At 47.5% G+C, this 19,397-nt stretch carries 20 protein-coding genes; 15 read left to right on the top strand and 5 right to left on the bottom strand.

What is annotated here, in order from left to right:
- Positions 1–3: 3 nt before the first annotated feature.
- From pgl to KFF44_RS02835, 3 genes are read left to right on the top strand one after another with little or no spacing between them, the layout of a single operon-like run.
- Positions 4–723 carry a 6-phosphogluconolactonase gene (gene pgl, locus KFF44_RS02845; RefSeq protein WP_255937019.1) on the top strand — a complete coding sequence of 240 codons (720 nt, stop codon included), beginning with the start codon at positions 4–6 and terminating at the stop codon, positions 721–723.
- Positions 724–746: 23 nt separating this feature from the next.
- A complete protein-coding gene (gene edd, locus KFF44_RS02840; protein WP_255937018.1) occupies positions 747–2,552 on the top strand; it encodes a phosphogluconate dehydratase in 1,806 nt (601 codons plus the stop codon).
- A 12-nt stretch (positions 2,553–2,564) separates the two neighbouring features.
- Positions 2,565–3,203, top strand: coding sequence for a bifunctional 4-hydroxy-2-oxoglutarate aldolase/2-dehydro-3-deoxy-phosphogluconate aldolase (locus KFF44_RS02835; RefSeq protein WP_255937017.1), 639 nt, complete (start codon positions 2,565–2,567; stop codon positions 3,201–3,203).
- 20 nt (positions 3,204–3,223) lie between these two features.
- On the opposite strand, the gene KFF44_RS02830 is transcribed toward KFF44_RS02835, so the two are convergent.
- Positions 3,224–3,727 (bottom strand): DUF6702 family protein, encoded by a 504-nt coding sequence (locus KFF44_RS02830; RefSeq protein ID WP_255937016.1) that lies wholly within the window; start codon positions 3,725–3,727, stop codon positions 3,224–3,226.
- Complete coding sequence (locus tag KFF44_RS02825) at positions 3,728–6,178, bottom strand: M1 family metallopeptidase (RefSeq protein WP_255937015.1); 2,451 nt, start codon at positions 6,176–6,178, stop codon at positions 3,728–3,730.
- A 207-nt stretch (positions 6,179–6,385) separates the two neighbouring features.
- On the opposite strand from KFF44_RS02825, the gene KFF44_RS02820 reads away from it, so the two are divergent.
- Positions 6,386–6,724, top strand: a complete 339-nt coding sequence (locus KFF44_RS02820; protein ID WP_255937014.1) for a nuclear transport factor 2 family protein — start codon at positions 6,386–6,388, stop codon at positions 6,722–6,724.
- A gap of 201 nt (positions 6,725–6,925) precedes the next feature.
- Positions 6,926–7,888 (top strand): nitronate monooxygenase family protein, encoded by a 963-nt coding sequence (locus KFF44_RS02815; RefSeq protein WP_255937012.1) that lies wholly within the window; start codon positions 6,926–6,928, stop codon positions 7,886–7,888.
- An 18-nt stretch (positions 7,889–7,906) separates the two neighbouring features.
- Here the strand turns inward: KFF44_RS02815 and KFF44_RS02810 are convergent, their stop codons facing one another.
- From KFF44_RS02810 to KFF44_RS02800, 3 genes are read right to left on the bottom strand one after another with little or no spacing between them, the layout of a single operon-like run.
- Positions 7,907–8,200, bottom strand: a complete 294-nt coding sequence (locus tag KFF44_RS02810; protein WP_255937010.1) for a hypothetical protein — start codon at positions 8,198–8,200, stop codon at positions 7,907–7,909.
- Positions 8,197–8,772 (bottom strand): RNA polymerase sigma factor, encoded by a 576-nt coding sequence (locus tag KFF44_RS02805; protein ID WP_255937007.1) that lies wholly within the window; start codon positions 8,770–8,772, stop codon positions 8,197–8,199. The genes KFF44_RS02810 and KFF44_RS02805 overlap by 4 nt, the downstream gene beginning before the upstream one ends.
- A gap of 17 nt (positions 8,773–8,789) precedes the next feature.
- Positions 8,790–9,158, bottom strand: coding sequence for a DUF6249 domain-containing protein (locus KFF44_RS02800; protein ID WP_255937005.1), 369 nt, complete (start codon positions 9,156–9,158; stop codon positions 8,790–8,792).
- A gap of 348 nt (positions 9,159–9,506) precedes the next feature.
- On the opposite strand from KFF44_RS02800, the gene rplU reads away from it, so the two are divergent.
- The 10 genes from rplU to gpmI all read left to right on the top strand — a co-directional run bounded on the left by rplU (position 9,507) and on the right by gpmI (position 19,373).
- Positions 9,507–9,872 carry a 50S ribosomal protein L21 gene (gene rplU, locus KFF44_RS02795; RefSeq protein WP_255937004.1) on the top strand — a complete coding sequence of 122 codons (366 nt, stop codon included), beginning with the start codon at positions 9,507–9,509 and terminating at the stop codon, positions 9,870–9,872.
- Positions 9,873–9,900: 28 nt separating this feature from the next.
- Complete coding sequence (rpmA, locus tag KFF44_RS02790) at positions 9,901–10,161, top strand: 50S ribosomal protein L27 (protein WP_255937002.1); 261 nt, start codon at positions 9,901–9,903, stop codon at positions 10,159–10,161.
- A 177-nt stretch (positions 10,162–10,338) separates the two neighbouring features.
- Positions 10,339–12,492, top strand: a complete 2,154-nt coding sequence (locus KFF44_RS02785) for a methyl-accepting chemotaxis protein (protein WP_255937001.1) — start codon at positions 10,339–10,341, stop codon at positions 12,490–12,492.
- Between the two features lie 109 nt (positions 12,493–12,601).
- Positions 12,602–13,696 carry a GTPase ObgE gene (obgE, locus tag KFF44_RS02780; protein ID WP_255936998.1) on the top strand — a complete coding sequence of 365 codons (1,095 nt, stop codon included), beginning with the start codon at positions 12,602–12,604 and terminating at the stop codon, positions 13,694–13,696.
- Between the two features lie 8 nt (positions 13,697–13,704).
- Positions 13,705–14,832, top strand: a complete 1,128-nt coding sequence (proB, locus tag KFF44_RS02775) for a glutamate 5-kinase (RefSeq protein ID WP_255936995.1) — start codon at positions 13,705–13,707, stop codon at positions 14,830–14,832.
- A 57-nt stretch (positions 14,833–14,889) separates the two neighbouring features.
- Entirely contained in the window at positions 14,890–16,125 is a 1,236-nt protein-coding gene (locus tag KFF44_RS02770) for a glutamate-5-semialdehyde dehydrogenase (protein ID WP_370691136.1), read from the top strand.
- The gene (gene nadD / locus KFF44_RS02765) at positions 16,122–16,781 is read left to right on the top strand and encodes a nicotinate (nicotinamide) nucleotide adenylyltransferase (protein WP_255936991.1); all 660 of its coding nucleotides are present in this window, start codon (positions 16,122–16,124) and stop codon (positions 16,779–16,781) included. The genes KFF44_RS02770 and nadD overlap by 4 nt, the downstream gene beginning before the upstream one ends.
- A complete protein-coding gene (gene rsfS, locus KFF44_RS02760; protein ID WP_255936990.1) occupies positions 16,782–17,177 on the top strand; it encodes a ribosome silencing factor in 396 nt (131 codons plus the stop codon).
- Between the two features lie 58 nt (positions 17,178–17,235).
- On the top strand, positions 17,236–17,697 hold the full coding sequence (gene rlmH / locus KFF44_RS02755; protein WP_255936973.1) for a 23S rRNA (pseudouridine(1915)-N(3))-methyltransferase RlmH: 462 nt from the start codon (positions 17,236–17,238) through the stop codon (positions 17,695–17,697).
- Between the two features lie 131 nt (positions 17,698–17,828).
- Entirely contained in the window at positions 17,829–19,373 is a 1,545-nt protein-coding gene (gpmI, locus tag KFF44_RS02750; protein WP_255936970.1) for a 2,3-bisphosphoglycerate-independent phosphoglycerate mutase, read from the top strand.
- Positions 19,374–19,397: the final 24 nt, after the last annotated feature.

Raw genomic sequence — 19,397 nt, 5'->3', positions numbered from 1 at the left:
ACGATGATTGATCACCCTAAAATCAACTTTTATGGCTTTGATAGCGGCCCAGATATGGCTTTCGCGCTCTCGACCCGTATCTTGAAAAGCCTGCAAAATGATCTGACCACAACGGGTTCAGCATCATGGGCTGTATCAGGGGGCTCAACTCCCAAGCCCTTGTTTGAAAAAGTGTCTAATACTGAATTTGACTGGCATAAGGTTGATATCGCGCTGGTTGACGAACGGTGGGTCCCTCAAGCGCATAGCCGCAGTAATGAAAGTTTTGTAAAAAATACATTGCTCGTTAATGAAGCAACGTCTGCGCGTTTTACCGGCATGTTTGTTGAGGGTAAGTCACACAGAGACGCCCTTCCATTCATTGAAAATGCGTACGGAAAAATCACGTACCCTTTCACGAGTGTGCTTTTAGGGCTCGGGAACGACGGTCATACAGCCTCGCTGTTTCCTGAAGCAGATGGGTTAGAGCACGCACTCGCTTGTGAAAATACCAGCATTTGTGCAGCTCTGACAGCGCGAAAAAGTACTGTCACAGGGGACGAGGTTGAGCGTATCACGATCACCTTTCATGCCATCAACCGTGCAAAAGACTGTATTTTGATGATTACAGGCGATGAGAAACTAGGAACCCTCAAAGAAGCGCTTTCCAATGACATAAATCTGCCAATCGCTCGCGTTATTAATTCTATGAAGCAACCGTTAAACGTATTTTGGGCCCCATAATACCCGGACATATGGAAACCACCATGACCCACCCTCGTATCATTGAAGTCACCAATAGGATTATCGAACGATCATCTGGATCACGCAGCGCCTATATGGCGCGCATTAACGAGATGCGCAACGTAGGACCATCACGTCCAGCTATGTCATGCGGAAATATCGCCCACGCAATCGCAGCCTGCAATGATAGTGATAAACAAAAGCTGAATGACGAAGAAACCATCAATGTAGCAATCGTTAGTGCCTATAATGATATGCTGTCAGCGCATCAGCCCTATCATTACATGCTTGATGAAATAAAAGCCGCTATCACGGATGCTGGCGGGGTTGCCCAGATGGCTGGCGGCGTACCGGCAATGTGTGACGGTGTGACCCAAGGCCAGGCCGGAATGGAATTGTCACTATTCAGCCGTGACGTTATTGCTATGGCTACAGGTGTTGCACTTTCCCATAATGTCTTCGAGGCAGGTATTTTGTTTGGCCTTTGTGATAAAATCGTTCCGGGCCTTTTGATGGGGGCACTATCCTTTGGGCATTTGCCCTTTGTTTTCATTCCGGCCGGACCTATGCCAACAGGAATTTCAAATGCCGAGAAAGCAAAAGTTCGTCAACTTTATGCGGAAGGCAAAGCAACCAGAGATGACCTGCTGGCGAGCGAAAGCAAAGCCTACCATAGTCCCGGCACCTGCACATTCTATGGTACCGCCAATTCCAACCAGATGATGTTGGAGATGATGGGTCTACAGTTACCCGGATCGAGCTTCATCAACCCAACAGATCCGCTTAGAAAACCTGTAAACGACGAAGCCGCGAGGCAAGCGATAAAGCTGGCAAAGGCAGGGCATACTATGGCAGATCATGTTGACGAGAAAGCCATTGTCAATGCAGCGATTGGTTTGCTCGCAACCGGTGGCTCAACCAATCATACCATCCATTTGATCGCGATTGCACGCGCCGCAGGCATCAAATTAACATGGAAAGATATGTCCGATCTGTCTTCCGTCGTGCCCCTGATCTCCAGAGTTTATCCAAATGGTACCGCAGACATAAATGCCTTCCATAATGCGGGCGGTACAAGTTTCGTCATGCAACGCCTGTTGGATGAAGGCAGATTACACGGCGATGTTCCTTGTGTTCTCGAAGGCAAGCCACTAGAGGAAGTCGTTGCTGACCCTATTCTCAAAGACAACGCCGTCATCTGGCAGGAAGTCGCCGCGGAACCCGGCGATGCAATGATTGTGCGCCCTGTTACTGACCCATTTCAGCCAACAGGTGGCCTCGCCTTGATGCGTGGTAATATTGGTGAAGGTGTCCTAAAGACCTCAGCCGTCAAACCAGCGCACCGTGTCATTGAAGCACCTGCAGTCGTATTTGATGATCAGGATGATATGCTAACAGCTTTCCAGAACGGCGAACTTGATAAGGATTTTATTGCTGTCATCCGCTTTCAGGGCCCAAAAGCCAACGGAATGCCCGAACTTCATAAATTAACGCCGTCGCTTGGTGTATTGCAGGACCGTGGTTTCAGGGTTGCCCTTGTCACAGATGGCCGTATGTCAGGCGCGTCCGGCAAGGTTCCGGCAGCTATCCATATTACGCCGGAAGCGCTCGACGGTGGCAACATTGGCCGTGTGCAGACAGGCGATATGATGCGCCTAAATGCCAATACTGGTGAACTTGAAGTTATTGTAGAAGCGGAAGAATTCGAAGCCCGTGATATTCCAACAGCACCGGCCCGTTCCTTAACTGTTGGTAGAAATATGTTTACCCCGTTCCAAAGCCTTGTTGGCCGCGCCAGCGAAGGCGCATCCGTTTTCGATTTTGATTAGGATAATAACCCGATGACCAATTCCAATATCCGCACGATGCTAACAGGTACTAAGGCCATTCCTGTGCTTGCCTTCAGAAGCACCGAAGAAGCCGTCGATATTTGCGGGCACCTAATCGAAGAGGGCCTTCATGTTCTTGAACTCACGATGCGGCATCCAAGTGCACTTGAAGCACTCGGGGCTGTGAAAACAGAATTTGGTGACCGCGCAACATTTGGCATGGGTACTATCACCAAAGCCGAGCAAGTTGACGATGTTATAGATGCAGGTGCTGATTTTGGTGTCAGCCCTGGCCTAACGGCTGCCCTCGCGGATAAAATCCAGGACACTGGCCTACCATTCCTTCCGGGCATATCTACAATTTCAGAAGCGATGAATGCCCGTGAATTGGGTTTTGATACGCTTAAATTTTTTCCGGCGGAACAATCAGGCGGCGCCCCGTTCCTCAAAAGCCTAGGGGCTGTGTTGCCGGAACTTGTATTCTGCCCCACAGGCGGCCTGAGTGCAGGCAATGCAATGGATTACCTAAACCTCGATAATGTTATGTGCTTTGGAGCAAGCGCCTTTACCAAACGCAACAGCCAAGGCATTATTGAAGCTGCAACCATCAAAAGAACGGCCGAAGAGTTCCGTGCTAACGGGTTATTGTGACCAGAAGCGGTTTCTAAATACTAATTGAAATCAACTGATAGATATTCAGTATTACCACTGAACGTGAGCGTCTGGATATCACCCCGGCCTTCAATATTAACCGTATTAATTTGATCAGGCCAAATTTCTCTGAGCGCATTATTAGCCATTATCAATTGAGGTGCTTCAAAACTGGGGGCTTCCTGATAAACCCAGAAAAATTTGCCTTCAATCTCAAACCCGAGATACTCAAGACCCACAGGATCGCCGTTATCCCTCAAGAGGGAAAATCGCTCTACAACATAATTTGCAAATGTATCCTGTGTCTCAGCAGAGCTGATAATGTCAGCGCCTTTTCCAAAGACTTCCCGCACTGCATGTTCTGCGTCATGAATATTGAAACGGTGAACAATCTCTATGTTGCCTGTGCGCGCGTTAAAAAGCACCGTCGAAAGTGCTGTTTTCAATTCATGCGCATTGAGCGAAACAGGCGCCCATAAGGCGCCTGCAACTGCGATCAAACCGATAAGAAATATCCTTATCAATTATTCTTCCTCTTTTTCATCGTCAGTTTTCAGCTTGGTTGTAGCATCATGCATAATATCACGACCCACAAGCGAAGACCCACGGCTTGACTTGAAAGCCTCTACGCGGCTTGGAACGATGCGGCGTGGATAATGATTGTTTTCAATATCCGTGTCCGCTGTTTCCCAATCCGGGTCAACAACTACGCTTACAAGGTCCTTACCTTTATCAAGAACCAACAGTTTCTTGACAGCCTTCGGCGTACGACGCCAGATTTCAGCAGGAATATATTGCTTCTCTGTTGAACCATCAGCAAACGTAAGTCCAAGGATGATTGGCATTACAAGACCACCCTTATTTGAGAATTCAAGAACATAATAGTTTTTGTCTTCACGTACAGCACGGTCAAAAACCTCACGCTCCCACTCTTTGTTCAAACCTTTCAGGAAGCTTTGGTACTTGTTGCGTTCCTTGTTGGTCACCGTGAACTGGTCATTTTCGTCATAAAAGTCGCGAACATCAGGGTTTAGGTCCACCCATAATTTCTTGCCTTCGGCTTTATTACGCTCAACGAACAAAGAAGCCGGTTTGTCTTTAAACTCTGCACGACGGCGCGCATAATCGATATCCGGGTCTTTTGTGTCGATACGAAGCTGTGACACTTTATCAAGCGAAATATCAACATGATCCGTTGAATAGAACCAACCACGCCAGAACCAATCCAGATCAACACCGGAGGCTTCTTCCATCGTGCGGAAGAAATCAGATGGTGTTGGGCGCTTGAACATCCAGCGCTGTGAATACTCACGGAACGCAAAGTCAAACAGTTCACGGCCAAGAATTGTTTCCCGCAGGATATTAAGCGCCACCGCTGGCTTAGTGTAAGCGTTCGGGCCAATACGCAGAATGCTATCTGACTGCGTCATAATCGGCACTTGTGTATTGGATTTCATATAGCCAACAACATCCGCAGGTTCCACGCCCCACGGAATATTTGGATCCCATTCGCGGCCTGCAACGCCGTCGAGGAAGCTATTCAACCCCTCATCCATCCATGTCCACTGACGCTCGTCAGAGTTCACGATCATTGGGAAATAGTTATGACCAACTTCGTGGATGACCACACCCAGAAGGAAACGTTTTTCCGCAAGGGAATAGGTACGGCTTCCATCTTTTTGGAGGGTTGTACGAGGTCCGTTAAAGGTGATCATTGGATATTCCATACCGCCCACAGGGCCATTCACAGATTGTGACGTTGGGTATGGGTAATCAAATGAGAAACGGGAGTACACTTCCATTGTGTGAACGATGGCTTCAGTAGAATATTTAGACCACAGCTCGCCACCTTCTTTCGGATAGAAAGACATCGCCATTACAAATGGCTGAATATCGCCGCCTTGCTTATAGCCCTTGGCGTCCCAGATGAATTTACGTGATGATGCCCATGCAAAATCACGAACTTTCTCGGCTTTAAAGCGCCAGGTCTTTTGCTTGTCAGAGCCTTCCTTCTCGTTCTCAAGCGCTTCTTCTTCCGTTACGATGAAAACAGGGCGTTTTGCAGTTTCTGCTTCCTTCAAACGCTTGCGCTGTTCAGCGGTCAATACAGCATTCGGATTATCGAGAACCCCTGTTGACGATACGATATGATCAGCAGGAACAGTGATCTCTACATCATAGTTACCAAACTCGAGGGTGAACTCACCGCGACCAAGAAATTCTTTACCCGTCCATGCTTCATAGTCTGTATAGGCTGAAAGGCGCGGGAACCACTGCGCAAGAAGGAAAATATCATTACCGCCTTCACGCTCATCGTCCGGGAAATGCTCATAGCCTGAACGCGCAGAAACTGCATTTTCTTCCACAATGTTGAACGAAAAATCGAGCGCAAATTTTGTACTGGCACCAGGCTTCAACGGAGCCGCCAAATCAATCCGCATCTGCGTACCAGTGATAATGAAATTCAAATCTCTGCCACGACCATCTTTGACATTGGTAATGGTATAGCCAAGCTCGTGATCTGCCATAAATTGCTGACGGCGCAATTCATCAAGGCTCAATCTCGCTGGTCGATTGCCACTACCCGCCTGCGTAACCGGACCACGGCGACCAATGCCCGCGAACGCGGTTGTTGTTTCAGCCATCGAATCACCTCGGAAGCGATTTTGATCCAACTGAAGCCATAAATACTTCAGCGTATCAGGCGAATTATTGGTGTATGTTACATCCTCATGAGCAATGATACGGCGCGCGCCTTCATCGAGCTCAACCTTGATTTTGTAATCAACTTTTTGCTGCCAATATTGGTGACCTGGTTCACCGGCTGCGTTTCTATATGTGTTTGGTGTTGGCAGAACTTCGTCCAACTGACGGAACTTGTCCTGAAAATCACCTTTTGTTTGTTGTATCGCCTGTGAAGAAGCAGATACGGAAAATAGCAGAACTGATCCTGCTAAAGCCAACCCTTTAATCATTCAACGAACCTCTATTTAATCTATTGGCAGCAAATGCCCCATAGTCCCAATTTTAGCCAATATCCCCATCACTATGGCTAGATTAGCCAGAATCCCAAATTTCTCAACGAGTTTTGTATCATTATAACAAAATTCTTATGTGAAAGCCGTTTGTCGCCTACCTTTTGCCTGTTACAAACAGGAAAAACAGCAAACTAGGAAACAACAATGCCCAAATCCCCCCGCCAAATTGCAGACGAGCAACTGATCGCATATAATAATCATGACCTTGAGGCCTTTTGTGCCCTCTTTCACAGTGATGCTGAATTATACGACCTTCCCAGTCATACTTTGGTTGCAAAAGGACTAGATGATATTCGTTCTATGTATGCAGACCGATTTTCAAACAAAGATCTTCGCTGCGAGGTGCATTCGAAAACTGATCTGGCAGATTTCGCAATTGACCGGGAAACCCTTTCGGGCCTGCCAACGGGTACCGTTGAAATTGTTGCAATGTACCAAGTAAAGGATGATTTAATCCATAAGGTCTATTTCATCAGGCAATAATTTGACCAACGTCACCAACCCTTTGGCCAGAGATATCAGCCAACCACTCTGGCTTTCGTTTGTTTTGACTATGTTGCTAGTTGTTAGAATGGTTCAGAATATTTATGCGCTTTCCTGTTGTCACACACCTTAAATATGGTTAGCCTGCAAACACGTTTTAATGACACTCATCAAAAAAGAGTAAATACAAGGATATTGTTCATGACATTGCCAAAGTCGCTTGAGGGTAAACTTCGTATTCCCGTAATTGGTTCACCGCTTTTCATTATTTCCAATCCTGATTTGGTTATTGAACAATGTAAGGCCGGTATTATCGGTTCCTTCCCAGCCCTTAATGCACGCCCTGGTCCGGTTCTTGAGGAATGGTTGAAACGCATCACCGAAGAACTGGCCGCGTATGACGAAGCAAACCCTGATAATCCCTCAGCGCCGTTTGCTGTCAATCAAATCGTCCATAAATCAAACGATCGCTTGATGCATGATGTTGAAATGTGCGTGAAATACAAGGTGCCTGTAGTGATTACATCGCTGGGTGCTGTTAAGGAAGTGAACGACGCCGTGCATTCCTATGGTGGTATTGTTCTTCACGATATTATCAACAATCGCTTTGCGAAAAAAGCCATTGAAAAGGGTGCTGACGGCCTGATTGCAGTTGCCGCGGGTGCTGGTGGCCATGCAGGGACACTGTCGCCGTTTGCACTTGTTCAGGAAATTCGCGAATGGTTTGATGGCCCGCTTGCCCTTTCGGGATCGATGGCATCAGGTGATGCGGTACTCGCGGCTGAAGCCATGGGGGCAGACATGGGCTATATCGGCTCTGCGTTTATTGCAACCAAGGAAGCAAATGCCGACGAACGCTACAAACAAATGATCGTTGATAGCAAAGCAGATGACATTGTTTACAGTAACCTCTTCACGGGTATCCACGGTAACTATCTGAAACCGTCTATCGAAGCGGCAGGCATGGACCCCAATAACCTTCCTGAAAGTGATCCATCAGCGATGAATTTCGGATCTGGCGGTAATACGGACGCAAAAGCATGGAAAGACATCTGGGGCTGTGGTCAAGGCATTGGCGCTGTTGATAAGGTTTCGACGGCTGCGGAATTCGTTGATAAACTAGCTGCAGAATATGCTGCGGCGAAACAACGCCTCGCCCTCTAGTACCTCCGCCCATAAAGATTAATTATCAGCAATCATGAAAAGCGAAATAAAAGGCACCATGACTGCAACGAGAATGATCAACAAGGCATTATAACTCATGCTTTTGATATCTGGCGTCAAAAGCTGAACAGGAAAAAAGATCATCAGGCATGCGAACGCAAGCGCAAGCATGCCTGCCAGAATAGTTCTCTCGCGAAGTTTCTGTTTTACAATTTCACGCATAACGCCCGATGTAAATCCATTATCCTCAACGGTGCCCAAGGGAACGGCCAGGATACTATCAAGCAAGTCATCATCAATTTTACGGTTCATTTTGACACTCTTTCTTGCTGCCATACGCGCAGATGTGTTTTCAGTTTATCACGGCCACGCATGATGTGCGATTTTACAGTCCCTATCGGCATATCCATAATTTCAGAAGCTTCACTGTGGCTCATCCCCTCACTTAGGCATAAGGTGATAGCGGTCCGTTCTTCATATTTAAGATAGGAAAAGGCGGTTTCAATATCATACCGCATTTCAAGCATGACTTCGGTATTTGCTTCACATTCAGTATGTGTTTCATGCCCATCCATGATTGCATCGCGCCTCGATACCTTACGTACATGATCAAGGAACAACCGATAGGCTATCCGGTATAACCAGCTGACAAATTTGCCAGAACCGTCAAACCCTTCCAGTTTCCGATGCGCTTGGATAAATGTCTCTTGTGCCAAGTCATCTGCAAACATGCTATCGCCAGCGCTCAACCGCCGGGCAAATGCACGAACGGGTGATTGATACAACCGTACCAAACGCTCAAACGCATACTCATTGCCACTTTTGGAGGCAGCAATGAGTGAAGCAGTTATTGTATTTCCTGACATTTGTACAATTTTTGCCAAGCTTGTCCCCGATTGAATTAGCCTTGTTGTCCGTTCTTGGTCTTCCAAACGAAAAGATATCCCAAACCAATAAAAATAGGAAACAATGACAAATAGGGGAAAACAGCCCTGACATCCTTATCAATATCGGCAAGCAATGAGAAAACAAGCAATGCCACACCAAATAATGTTACCAATATTCCTCTGCGGTAGTCGCGCACACCTGTATCGGTGCTTTTGCCGAGCGATTCCAGTAGCTCTGGCGTAAGTTGTTGGCCGGCATCCAGCGCTTTTTGAAGCGTGCGTTGCCTAAGTTGTTCATGTTTGTACCGGCTGAAAAACAGCACAGAAATACAAGCGCCAATCACCAGAAACATGGTAATGAAAATAAAAACTTCTTCTTCCATAATAACCTCCAAATCCATAATTATAGCTGTCGTGAAACGGGCTTTTTGCCTCTATTCACCCATATAACGTCACCAACCATGCCTTTGGATGCAAAATTCTTATGTCATTTGCACAGGTCGTCACCCGAGCCGTCTCATAAACATTGATTAGCGGGAAAACATTGGCTGTCTGGTAAAGATTGACTCTCTGGACGAAATCCGTATATTGCGCCGATTAATCAAAGAAGCGATTCTTTTGATTGATTGTACATTATGAAATAGCCAGCGGAAACCGCCCAAAGTGCGGAACGATCAACAGGGTACAGACCCGCCCGGTTTACTGCGGTATGAAATGAAAAGGTTAAAACCATGTTCGCAGTCGTAAAGACAGGCGGTAAACAATACCGCGTTCAAGAAGGCGACGTTGTTAGAGTTGAAAAACTCGACGGCGAAGTCGGCAAAAATGTAACCTTAGACGAAGTTCTGATGGTTGGTGATGAGAAAGCCGTTAAAGTTGGCGAACCTACTGTTAAAGGTGCCAAAGTAACAGCAGAAGTTCTTGATCAACGCAAAGACAAGAAAATTGTCGTTTTCAAGAAAAAACGTCGTCACAACTATCGCCGTAAAAAAGGTCATCGCCAAGAGATCACAGTTCTCCGCGTGACTAAAATTGCGGGTGCAGCAGCAAAGAAAGCTCCTGCAAAGAAGAAAACCGAAGAAGCAGCGGCTGAATAAGCGGCCCGAAGAATAAGGAGATACTAAAATGGCTCATAAAAAAGCTGGTGGTAGTTCCCGTAACGGTCGCGACAGTATTGGTCGCCGTTTGGGTGTGAAAAAATTTGGCGGTGAAAACGTTCTTGCAGGAAACATCCTCGTTCGTCAGCGTGGTACCAAATGGTACGCTGGTGAAAACGTAGGCATGGGCAAGGATCATACACTTTTCGCTCTTATTGAAGGACAAGTTAAGTTCTCAAAGGGCAAAAATGGCCGTGCATTTGTTTCTGTTTACGGCGCTGACGCATAAGCAGACAATCACATACTAATTCTAAAAAGGGATGCTTTAAGCGTCCCTTTTTTATGCCTAAACGAATGATCTAGCGATTAATATTTTGGTAAGCTTACCCAGCTATACAGGTCTGACATAAAAAATTGCCCGTAGAGGGTATGGGGTCGTCAGGAAGGTAAGTGGGAGCATTTCATTATGCTAGAATTTTTTAATCGCTTTGGTCTTGGGCAACGCATTCTATTGTTATTACTTATTCCCTTATTATGCGCTCTGGGTTTAGCAGTATACGTTATCGACAACACAAAATCCGTAGCCGATAAAGCGGAACGGCTGGATCGGCTTTCGCATTTTGCGCCGTATGTAACCGGCCTTGTTCATGAATTACAAAAAGAACGCGGCAGGTCAGCGGGCTATATCGCGTCAAAGGCTGGCACTGCGCAAACCAAAGGACTTGCCGATCAGAAAACTGCAACCGACCCGGCGTTACGATCCTTTGGCCAGATGGCTGCTGATTTTGACTTCAGTGAATATGACCAGTCATTCAATAAATTAGTCCAAACAGCGAGAAGCAATCTGACAAGCCTATCAACTGTAAGATCTGAGGTGCAAAACCTTGACCGGACAGTTCCCCAAATGGCGTCCTACTACACACCTACAATTGCTTCATTGCTTGATATTATCGAAAATATGGCCCTGCTATCAGACGATGTTTCGACAACACAGGCGATCACGTCCTATATAGGTTTATTGCAGGCCAAAGAGCGCGCGGGCCAGGAACGTGCGTTTGGAAACGGCGGCTATAGCAGCGGAAAATTTGTTGGGGGCGGCCGCAAGCGCTTTATTGAATTGATTGCTGAACAGGAAGCCTATCTCGACTCGTTTCATACTTTTGCAACACCCAGAGCAGAACAGTTTTACCAAGGCACAGTTCGGGGTGCTGCTGTAAACAACGTCCAGCAAATGCGTGACTTTGCCCTAACAGCAGAAGGCGGTGATGTCTCATCAGGGCCTTATGATAGCAGCTATTGGTTTGGCGAAATCACCAAGAAAATTGACCTTCTGAAAAAGGTAGAGGACTTCCTTAATCAGGAGATACTAACCGGCGCTCAAACGAAGGCCGCCGACGCCAATTCTGCATTCTATGCACTCCTTTTCACGATTATCGCAATTATCAGCGCAATTGTTACCCTGAGTATTGCCATATATAGAAGCGTAACAGTTCCTTTGGTCAATCTTCGCAAATCTATGACAACCCTCGCGGACGGTGACTTAGAAACCGAGGTTCCTCACAGTAACTTTGGAAGCGCAATCGGTGAAATGGCAGCATCAGTTCTAAACTTTAAAGAAAAGTCCATAGAAGCGAAGGTGGCAGAAATCGAATCATTCGCTGATCGTTTCCGCCGCGAGATCGTGGATGCAGACCGCGCTGAAGAGGAAGCCGCAGAGGAAAAACGCCGTCAGGCAGAGGTAGAAGCCTTAAAGGCTGCCGCAGAACAAGAGCGTATCGAAAGCCAGCTAAAGCTTGCAGATACGTTTGAAAATAGTGTGGTTGGTGTGCTCCAGGGCGTTGCCTCAGCAGCGACACAGCTTAATGCCACCGCATCACAGATGACATCGGCGGCATCAAGCACACAATTGGAAGCAAGCACTGCTTCGAGCGCATGCGAGCTTGCAGGTGCGAACGTTCAAACCGTCGCATCCGCTGCCGAAGAAATGTCAGCGTCAATCAATGAAGTACAACATCAGGTCACCACAGCAACAACAATTGCTACAAATGCTGTTGCAACAGCATCCGATGCTCAAAATCAGGTTGCTCAACTCTCTGACGCGGCAGACAAAATTGGTGAAATCGTCGGTTTGATTAACGATATTGCAGAGCAAACCAATCTGCTTGCACTGAACGCAACGATCGAAGCCGCGCGCGCTGGCGACGCTGGCAAGGGCTTTGCCGTTGTCGCAAGTGAAGTCAAAAGCCTTGCAAACCAAACTGCCGGCGCCACTAGCGAGATTGAAGCACAGATCGCTAACATGCAGTCAATCACCAGCGGAGCAGTTAAAGCAGTTGGTACAGTCAGCAATACTGTTGAGGAAATCAACGAAATCGCAAACGCGCTTTCAACCACCGTAAACGAACAATCCGCAGCAACCAACGAAATCAGTCGCAGTGCAGCAGAAGCAGCAAGCGGTACGCAGGACGTTGTTACAAGTGTCACAAGTGTGAATACGGTCGCACAGGAAACTGATGCGGCTGCTCACAGCGTGCTTGATGCGGCAAGCGAACTGTCAACAAATTCTGAAACATTGAAGAAGCAGGTTGATTTGTTCTTGTCTACAATTCGAGCGGCTTGATTGAACTACATGTCTGTCAGGGCACAACCCTGACAGACGCCTTTCCTACACTCTATATCTTTTACCCTTTCCTCTTTCCCCGATGGCGTCAATCTGATACAAGCGCGCCATGAAATTTGTAGATCAAACCAGAATATTTTTAAAAAGCGGCCCCGGTGGTAACGGGATCGTATCCTTTCGGCGCGAAAAATATGTCGAATTCGGCGGACCAAACGGCGGTGACGGCGGCAAGGGCGGCGATATTGTTTTTGAGGCCATCAGTGGTCTAAACACGCTCGTAGACTATCGTTATAAACGTCACTACAAAGCCCAAAAGGGACAGCACGGCATGGGCAAGAACATGACTGGTGCAGCCGGCCAGGATATGGTTCTGAAGGTTCCTGTTGGCACTCAGATATATGACGGTGACCAGGAGTTTATTATTGCCGACCTTGAAAAGGAAGGGGACCGTGTCACCATTCTTCAGGGTGGTCACGGCGGCCTTGGCAACACACACTTTAAATCTTCGACAAACCGCGCACCGCGCCGCGCTACACCGGGCGGCGAAGGCGAAGAGATGTGGGTTGTTTTACGCTTAAAGCTGATCGCGGATGCCGGCCTGCTTGGGCTCCCAAATGCTGGAAAATCAACCTTCCTGAGCGCAGTATCTCGCGCACGGCCAAAAATTGCAGACTACCCCTTTACAACTATTCGGCCACAATTGGGCGTAGTTGGCTTTGAAAGCAATGAATTTGTCATGGCTGACATACCGGGCCTTATTGAAGGTGCGAGCGAAGGCGTTGGCCTTGGGCATCGTTTCCTCGGCCATGTTGAACGCTGCGGTATTCTTCTGCATCTTATTGATGGAACGCAGGACGATGTCGTTGACGCCTATGAAACCATTACAAACGAAGTCAATGAATATGGCGGTGATTTAATCGGCAAACCCATCATCATCGGCCTCAATAAATGCGATGCATTGATTGAAGAAGATATTGCTGAGAAAAAAGCATTGCTTGAAGAGGCGTCTGGTGCACCTGTATTGACTTTGTCTGGCGCAACAGGTGGTGGTGTTCCCGACGTACTGGGTGCTTTGTGGCGGGTCATCGATGACGAGCGCGCTAAAGAGCGGGCAAAACTGGAAGCAGAAGCAAAAGCGTTAGAGCGTGGCTTCGGTGATGACAGCGAAGATATTTCTGCTTCTGAGTGGTCGCCGCTTGGGTAGGCTTTCAAATGGAAGCACAATCAAAAATATATAATCAGCTAGATGCCGGAACAATTATCATCAAAATTGGCTCCAGCCTTCTGGTTGACGAATTTGGTGACCTGCGCCAAAGCTGGTTAAGCTCTGTCAGCGATGATATTGCGAGTCTGAAACGCATAGGGAAACAAGTTATTATCGTCTCAAGCGGTGCTATAGCCCTTGGGAAAAAATCGCTTGGACTAACTGGTCGGCCTCAAAGGTTGGACGACGCACAGGCATCAGCCGCCATCGGGCAAATCAAACTTGCGCGTGCCTTTGAGGAAAGCCTGAGCAAAAACAATCAAACTGTTGCCCAGCTTTTGCTCACTTTAAACGACCTTGAAGACCGCCCAAGGTATCTGAATGCCCGCGGTACATTGGAAGCCCTGTTATCCAAGGATATCATACCAATCATCAACGAAAATGATACCGTAGCGACATCAGAGATCAAATTTGGTGATAATGACAGGTTAGCCGCGCGGGTAGCGCAGCTTGCCGGGGCAGACCTATTATTTCTTCTGTCAGATATTGACGGACTATATAGCGCTGACCCCCGCACTGATAAAACTGCAAAATTCTTTCCTGTAGTCACTGAAATTACGCCCGAGATTCTTCAGATGGCTGGCCCAACAAACACCGATCATGGTACGGGCGGTATGGCAACCAAGATCGCAGCAGCACAGATTGCGCTTACATCAGGCTGCTCAATGATAATCGCCAACGGGCATTCACCCTCGCCCATTAGCCGGATATTAAACGGCGAGCGTCACACGCTTTTCAAAACGAGCAATAAACCGCTCGAAGCACGCAAGCAGTGGATACGAAGCCTAACATCAACCAAGGGATCAGTTACCCTTGATAACGGAGCCGTGTCAGCCCTCAAGGACGGTGCAAGCATCCTGCCTGTCGGTATTACAGAGGTTACTCAGGGTTTTAAACGTGGTGATTTAATTACTATTCTTGATCCATCCGGAAACAACCTTGGGCACGGATTGGTCAGTTATGACGCAAGTGAAATAGAGTTAATCAAAGGCAAAAAACTGAGAGACATACAGAAAATTCTTGGATACGCTGGCCGCTCGGCGCTCATTCACCGGGATGACCTTATTCTTCTGTAACTTGCTAACTATTTATGAGAAACCATCGTGCAAAATGAAACAAGCATCAAAGCTTTAATGCAAAAAATCGGCACTAATGCAAAAGAAGCCTCAAGGGCGCTTGCGCTTGCGCCGAGCACGCAAAAGAATGATGCTCTTTTACATACAGAAGACTATCTACGTAGTCATATCGACCTTATCCTAGAAGCGAATGCGAAAGATACGGCTTTTGGCACAGAAAAAGCCCTAAGTGACGCCATGCTGGACCGTCTTAAATTAGACCCAGTGCGCATCGAAGCCATCGCAGACGCTGTCCATGCCATTAGCAAACTTGACGATCCAATTGGAACCGTAATCACTGATTGGGACCGGCCAAATGGCTTGCATATATCACGGGTTCGCGTACCGTTAGGCGTTATTGGCATCATTTATGAAAGCCGCCCTAATGTAACAGCCGACGCCGGTGCCTTATGCCTCAAGTCCAGCAATGCAGCCATTTTGCGCGGCGGTAGTGATAGCTTACATTCCAGTATAGCCATTCACGGCGCCCTTCAATATGGCCTTAAAAAAGCAGGGCTTGATGAAAACGCCGTTCAACTCGTGCCCACGCGTGACCGCGCTGCTGTTGGCGAAATGCTGGGGATGAACGGTGCCATTGATATTATCGTGCCAAGGGGCGGTAAGTCGCTTGTAGAGCGGGTTCAAAACGAAAGTCGCGTTCCTGTTTTTGCGCACCTTGAAGGCATATGCCATGTCTATGTCGATGGGTCAGCAGACGCGCAGAAAGCGCTCGATGTAACATTGAATGCCAAAATGCGCCGTACAGGTATTTGCGGCGCAGCGGAAACACTATTGGTTGATAATTCCGCGATTCCTTTTATCAAGAATACGCTGGATCAGTTACTGACAAGTGGCTGTGAGCTCAGAGGCGACGCTAACGTCCAGCAATTGGATAGCAGAATAAACCCGGCCCAAGATGCAGATTGGCACACTGAATATCTAGCCCCCATTTTATCAGTAAAAACGGTAAACGGCATTGATGGCGCCCTCAGCCACATCGCGGCCTATTCCTCTGGCCACACGGAAACGATCATTGCTGAAGACAATTCCGTTGCTGAACGGTTCCTCAGGGAAGTTGATAGTGCGATTGTCATGCACAATGCATCCACTCAATTTGCTGATGGTGGCGAATTCGGCATGGGTGCAGAAATAGGCATAGCAACAGGTCGCATCCACGCCCGCGGCCCTGTTGGCCTGGAACAATTAACCAGCTTCAAATACCAGGTGCGCGGCACAGGGCAAACACGCCCATGAAGGTTCCAAAGCCATCATTTGCAACGCAGAAGGTTGCCGCCAAATGGCGCCGGCAACGCATTGGACTTTATGGTGGCAGTTTCAACCCTTTTCATGAAGGACACATGCACGTCGCCGAACATGCGCTGAAACATCTTCCTATCGATTCGCTTTGGTTTCTTGTCAGTCCGGGCAATCCGCAAAAAGAAGGGATGCAAATGGCATCTCTTAAGAAACGGATGAAACGCGCCCGCAGAAATACCGAAACCAATGCGAAGATGCATGTTAGTAAAATCGAGAAAAAACTAGGCACACGCTATAGTGCAGACACAATTACATCCCTTCAAAGAGGTATGCCAAATACCGATTTTGTCTGGATTATGGGGGCTGATAATTTAGCAACATTTCACACTTGGGAACGCTGGTCACAAATTGCTGAAGCTATTCCCATTGCGATTTTTGACCGCCCGGGGTATGGTTGGACAGGATTGAAGAGTAAATTTTGCCTGCGATATTCAAAAAATCGCGTCGCCGCAAAAAATATTTTCAATTCCGGCAGGCCTGCATGGACATTTGTAACAATTCCCCGGCATCCTGCTAATGCTACCGAGATACGTGCCGAGAAATTAGCGAAGAAAGCTAAAAAGGCCAAAGCAACAAACGCAAAGGAGACCTAGTTGCAAATTTCATCGGAGACGCACAGCGTCACTGACCCTGTATCGGCTATATTGCCACAGGACCTTCTAGAAGCAATTGTCAACAGCCTTGACGACAACAAGGCAGAAGACATCGTATCCATCGACCTTTCAGGAAAATCATCGATTGCAGACCATATGGTCATTGCAAATGGTCGCTCGCAGCGTCAGGTTGCAGCCCTTGCTGATTACGCACTGAAAGCGATTAAGGAAACCGGCTTCAAAGGTGCTTCTGTTCAAGGCCTTGAACAAGCTGATTGGGTATTAATTGATGCTGGCGATATCATTGTTCACATCTTCAGACCAGAAGTTCGAAGCTTCTATAATCTGGACAAATTATGGACAACCGATATTGAAGAACCTGAAGCACTGAATTGATTTTCAGGTTACGCTCAGCTTGAAGGGGTGCACCCGGAATACTGGGTGTAACACGCAAGTGAATATCAATATTATAGCTATTGGCCGTATGCAACGCGGGCCAGAGCAAGACTTGCTCGATGCCTATATCAAACGCTTGCCGTGGAAAACATCGGTCAAAGAAATCGAAATAAAAAAGCAAAGCGCTAACACATCCGAGCGTAAAGCCCGGGAAGCAGAAAGTTTGCTCGCGGCTGTACCGGATGGTGCCTCGCTTGTGGTTCTGGACGAACGCGGTAAAGGACTGACGTCGCGCGCACTTGCCGCAAAAATCGATGACTGGCAAATGACTGGTATCAACACGGTCGCTTTCATTATTGGCGGCGCTGACGGCCTTGATCAATCTGTCCTGAACCGTGCAGACCTGAAACTCGCCTTTGGTACCCTGACATGGCCGCATATGATGGTTCGCGCAATGCTGGGGGAACAGATATACCGTTCCTGGTCTATACTGGCAGGCCATCCCTATCACCGTGATTAGTATCCTAGAGCAAATCACAAACCGTCATTGATCAATCCTTTAATGCACAGTAAAAGAGCGTTAATACTCTCTGCATATACTATGTATGATCAGGGCATGCGCCCACCGAATTGTATGGAAGATTTATCATAATGCCTAATCTGGAAAACCCGCTAAAAGGCCCTGTCGTTCTCTGTATCCTGGATGGTTTTGGATACCGTGATGATACGGCGGATAATGCGATAAAGCTTGCTAACACACCAGTATATGACGACCTGTGGAATTCGGTACCGAGATCATGGCTGAAAACCAGCGGGCTTGCTGTCGGCCTACCGGACGGCCAAATGGGTAATTCAGAAGTTGGTCATATGAATATTGGTGGTGGTCGCGTGGTAATGCAGGATTTACCGCGCATCAATGATGCTATCGAAAACAACAGTCTTGCCAGTAATACCGAACTTAAAAATTTCATTTCGAAAATGAAACAATCAGAGGGAACTGCTCATTTGATGGGATTAATGTCCCCAGGCGGTGTTCATAGCCATCAGGATCATATTGCTGCACTCGCAAAGATCATTGCGAGCGCTGGCGTCCCTGTTCGTATTCACGCTTTCATGGATGGACGCGATACACCACCCCGTAGTGCTATCGAATTTATCAAGCAATTTGAGCATGATATAGCAGAAGTCAACAACTGTACTATAGAAACCATGACAGGCCGCTATTACGCGTTAGACCGTGATCAGCGCTGGGAACGGGTTCAAACAGCCTATGACGTTATGGTGGCGGCCAATAGTGATCATAATGCAGCGTCTGCGCTAGACGCGGTTAATGCCGCATATGCTCGCGGTGAAAATGATGAGTTTATTCAAGCGACGGTTATCGGTGAGTATCAAGGAATGCATAACGGTGACGGACTATTGATGGCAAATTTCCGTGCTGACCGCGCCCGTGAAATCCTGACCGCATTTGTCGATCCCAACTTTACCGAATTTAAACGCCCTGAATTGTCGCTGGCAGCAGTTGCGGGAATGGTTGAATATTCAACTGCCCTGAACCCGTATGTTCCAACCTTATTCCCTGCAATAGACATTAAAAACAGCTTTGGCGAAATCATCGCAACCGCTGGGAAAAAGCAACTCCGCATTTCCGAAACAGAAAAATACGCCCACATTACTTTCTTCTTCAATGGCGGATTGGAAGATAGTTTTGACGGCGAAGACAGAATTTTAATACCTTCGCCCGATGTAACTACCTATGACCTTAAGCCTGAAATGTCAGCGCATGAGGTCACAGACAAATTGGTTGAAGCCATTCAAAGTAAAAAATACGATACGATTATCGTGAATTATGCCAATCCCGATATGGTTGGTCATACTGGTGTTTTAGATGCCGCGATTAAAGCGGTTGAAACCGTTGATCACTGTATCGGGCGATTGCAGGACGCTGTTCAAGATGCCGGTGGGTCGCTTTTGATAACCGCAGACCATGGTAACGTGGAACTCATGAAAGATCAGGATACCGGGCAACCGCATACTGCGCATACCAGTTTTGATGTTCCGCTTCTCCTCGTCGGGGAAAATGCAGGCAAGGGCTTAATGGATGGGGCGCTATCCGATATCGCGCCAACAATGCTGGATTTAATGCAGCTGGAAAAGCCCATGGAAATGGGCGGTAAGAGTTTACTATCCGATTAAAAGAGCTGTGTTTTTGACCAAAAA

The organism is Kordiimonas sp. SCSIO 12610 (assembly GCF_024398015.1).
GTDB lineage: Bacteria > Pseudomonadota > Alphaproteobacteria > Sphingomonadales > Kordiimonadaceae > CANLMI01.
The sequence above is the reverse complement of the archived record's forward strand: the minus strand, read 5'-3'. Positions and strand labels throughout refer to the sequence as shown.

What these genes read in the sequence shown, in the direction of transcription:
- pgl (WP_255937019.1), top strand. Translation starts at nt 4, where the DNA reads ATGATTGATCACCCTAAAATCAACTTTTATGGCTTTGATAGCGGCCCA.
- edd (WP_255937018.1), top strand. Translation starts at nt 747, where the DNA reads ATGACCCACCCTCGTATCATTGAAGTCACCAATAGGATTATCGAACGA.
- KFF44_RS02835 (WP_255937017.1), top strand. Translation starts at nt 2,565, where the DNA reads ATGACCAATTCCAATATCCGCACGATGCTAACAGGTACTAAGGCCATT.
- KFF44_RS02825 (WP_255937015.1), bottom strand. Translation starts at nt 6,178, where the DNA reads ATGATTAAAGGGTTGGCTTTAGCAGGATCAGTTCTGCTATTTTCCGTA.
- KFF44_RS02820 (WP_255937014.1), top strand. Translation starts at nt 6,386, where the DNA reads ATGCCCAAATCCCCCCGCCAAATTGCAGACGAGCAACTGATCGCATAT.
- KFF44_RS02815 (WP_255937012.1), top strand. Translation starts at nt 6,926, where the DNA reads ATGACATTGCCAAAGTCGCTTGAGGGTAAACTTCGTATTCCCGTAATT.
- KFF44_RS02810 (WP_255937010.1), bottom strand. Translation starts at nt 8,200, where the DNA reads ATGAACCGTAAAATTGATGATGACTTGCTTGATAGTATCCTGGCCGTT.
- KFF44_RS02800 (WP_255937005.1), bottom strand. Translation starts at nt 9,158, where the DNA reads ATGGAAGAAGAAGTTTTTATTTTCATTACCATGTTTCTGGTGATTGGC.
- rplU (WP_255937004.1), top strand. Translation starts at nt 9,507, where the DNA reads ATGTTCGCAGTCGTAAAGACAGGCGGTAAACAATACCGCGTTCAAGAA.
- rpmA (WP_255937002.1), top strand. Translation starts at nt 9,901, where the DNA reads ATGGCTCATAAAAAAGCTGGTGGTAGTTCCCGTAACGGTCGCGACAGT.
- KFF44_RS02785 (WP_255937001.1), top strand. Translation starts at nt 10,339, where the DNA reads ATGCTAGAATTTTTTAATCGCTTTGGTCTTGGGCAACGCATTCTATTG.
- obgE (WP_255936998.1), top strand. Translation starts at nt 12,602, where the DNA reads ATGAAATTTGTAGATCAAACCAGAATATTTTTAAAAAGCGGCCCCGGT.
- proB (WP_255936995.1), top strand. Translation starts at nt 13,705, where the DNA reads ATGGAAGCACAATCAAAAATATATAATCAGCTAGATGCCGGAACAATT.
- KFF44_RS02770 (WP_370691136.1), top strand. Translation starts at nt 14,890, where the DNA reads ATGCAAAAAATCGGCACTAATGCAAAAGAAGCCTCAAGGGCGCTTGCG.
- nadD (WP_255936991.1), top strand. Translation starts at nt 16,122, where the DNA reads ATGAAGGTTCCAAAGCCATCATTTGCAACGCAGAAGGTTGCCGCCAAA.
- gpmI (WP_255936970.1), top strand. Translation starts at nt 17,829, where the DNA reads ATGCCTAATCTGGAAAACCCGCTAAAAGGCCCTGTCGTTCTCTGTATC.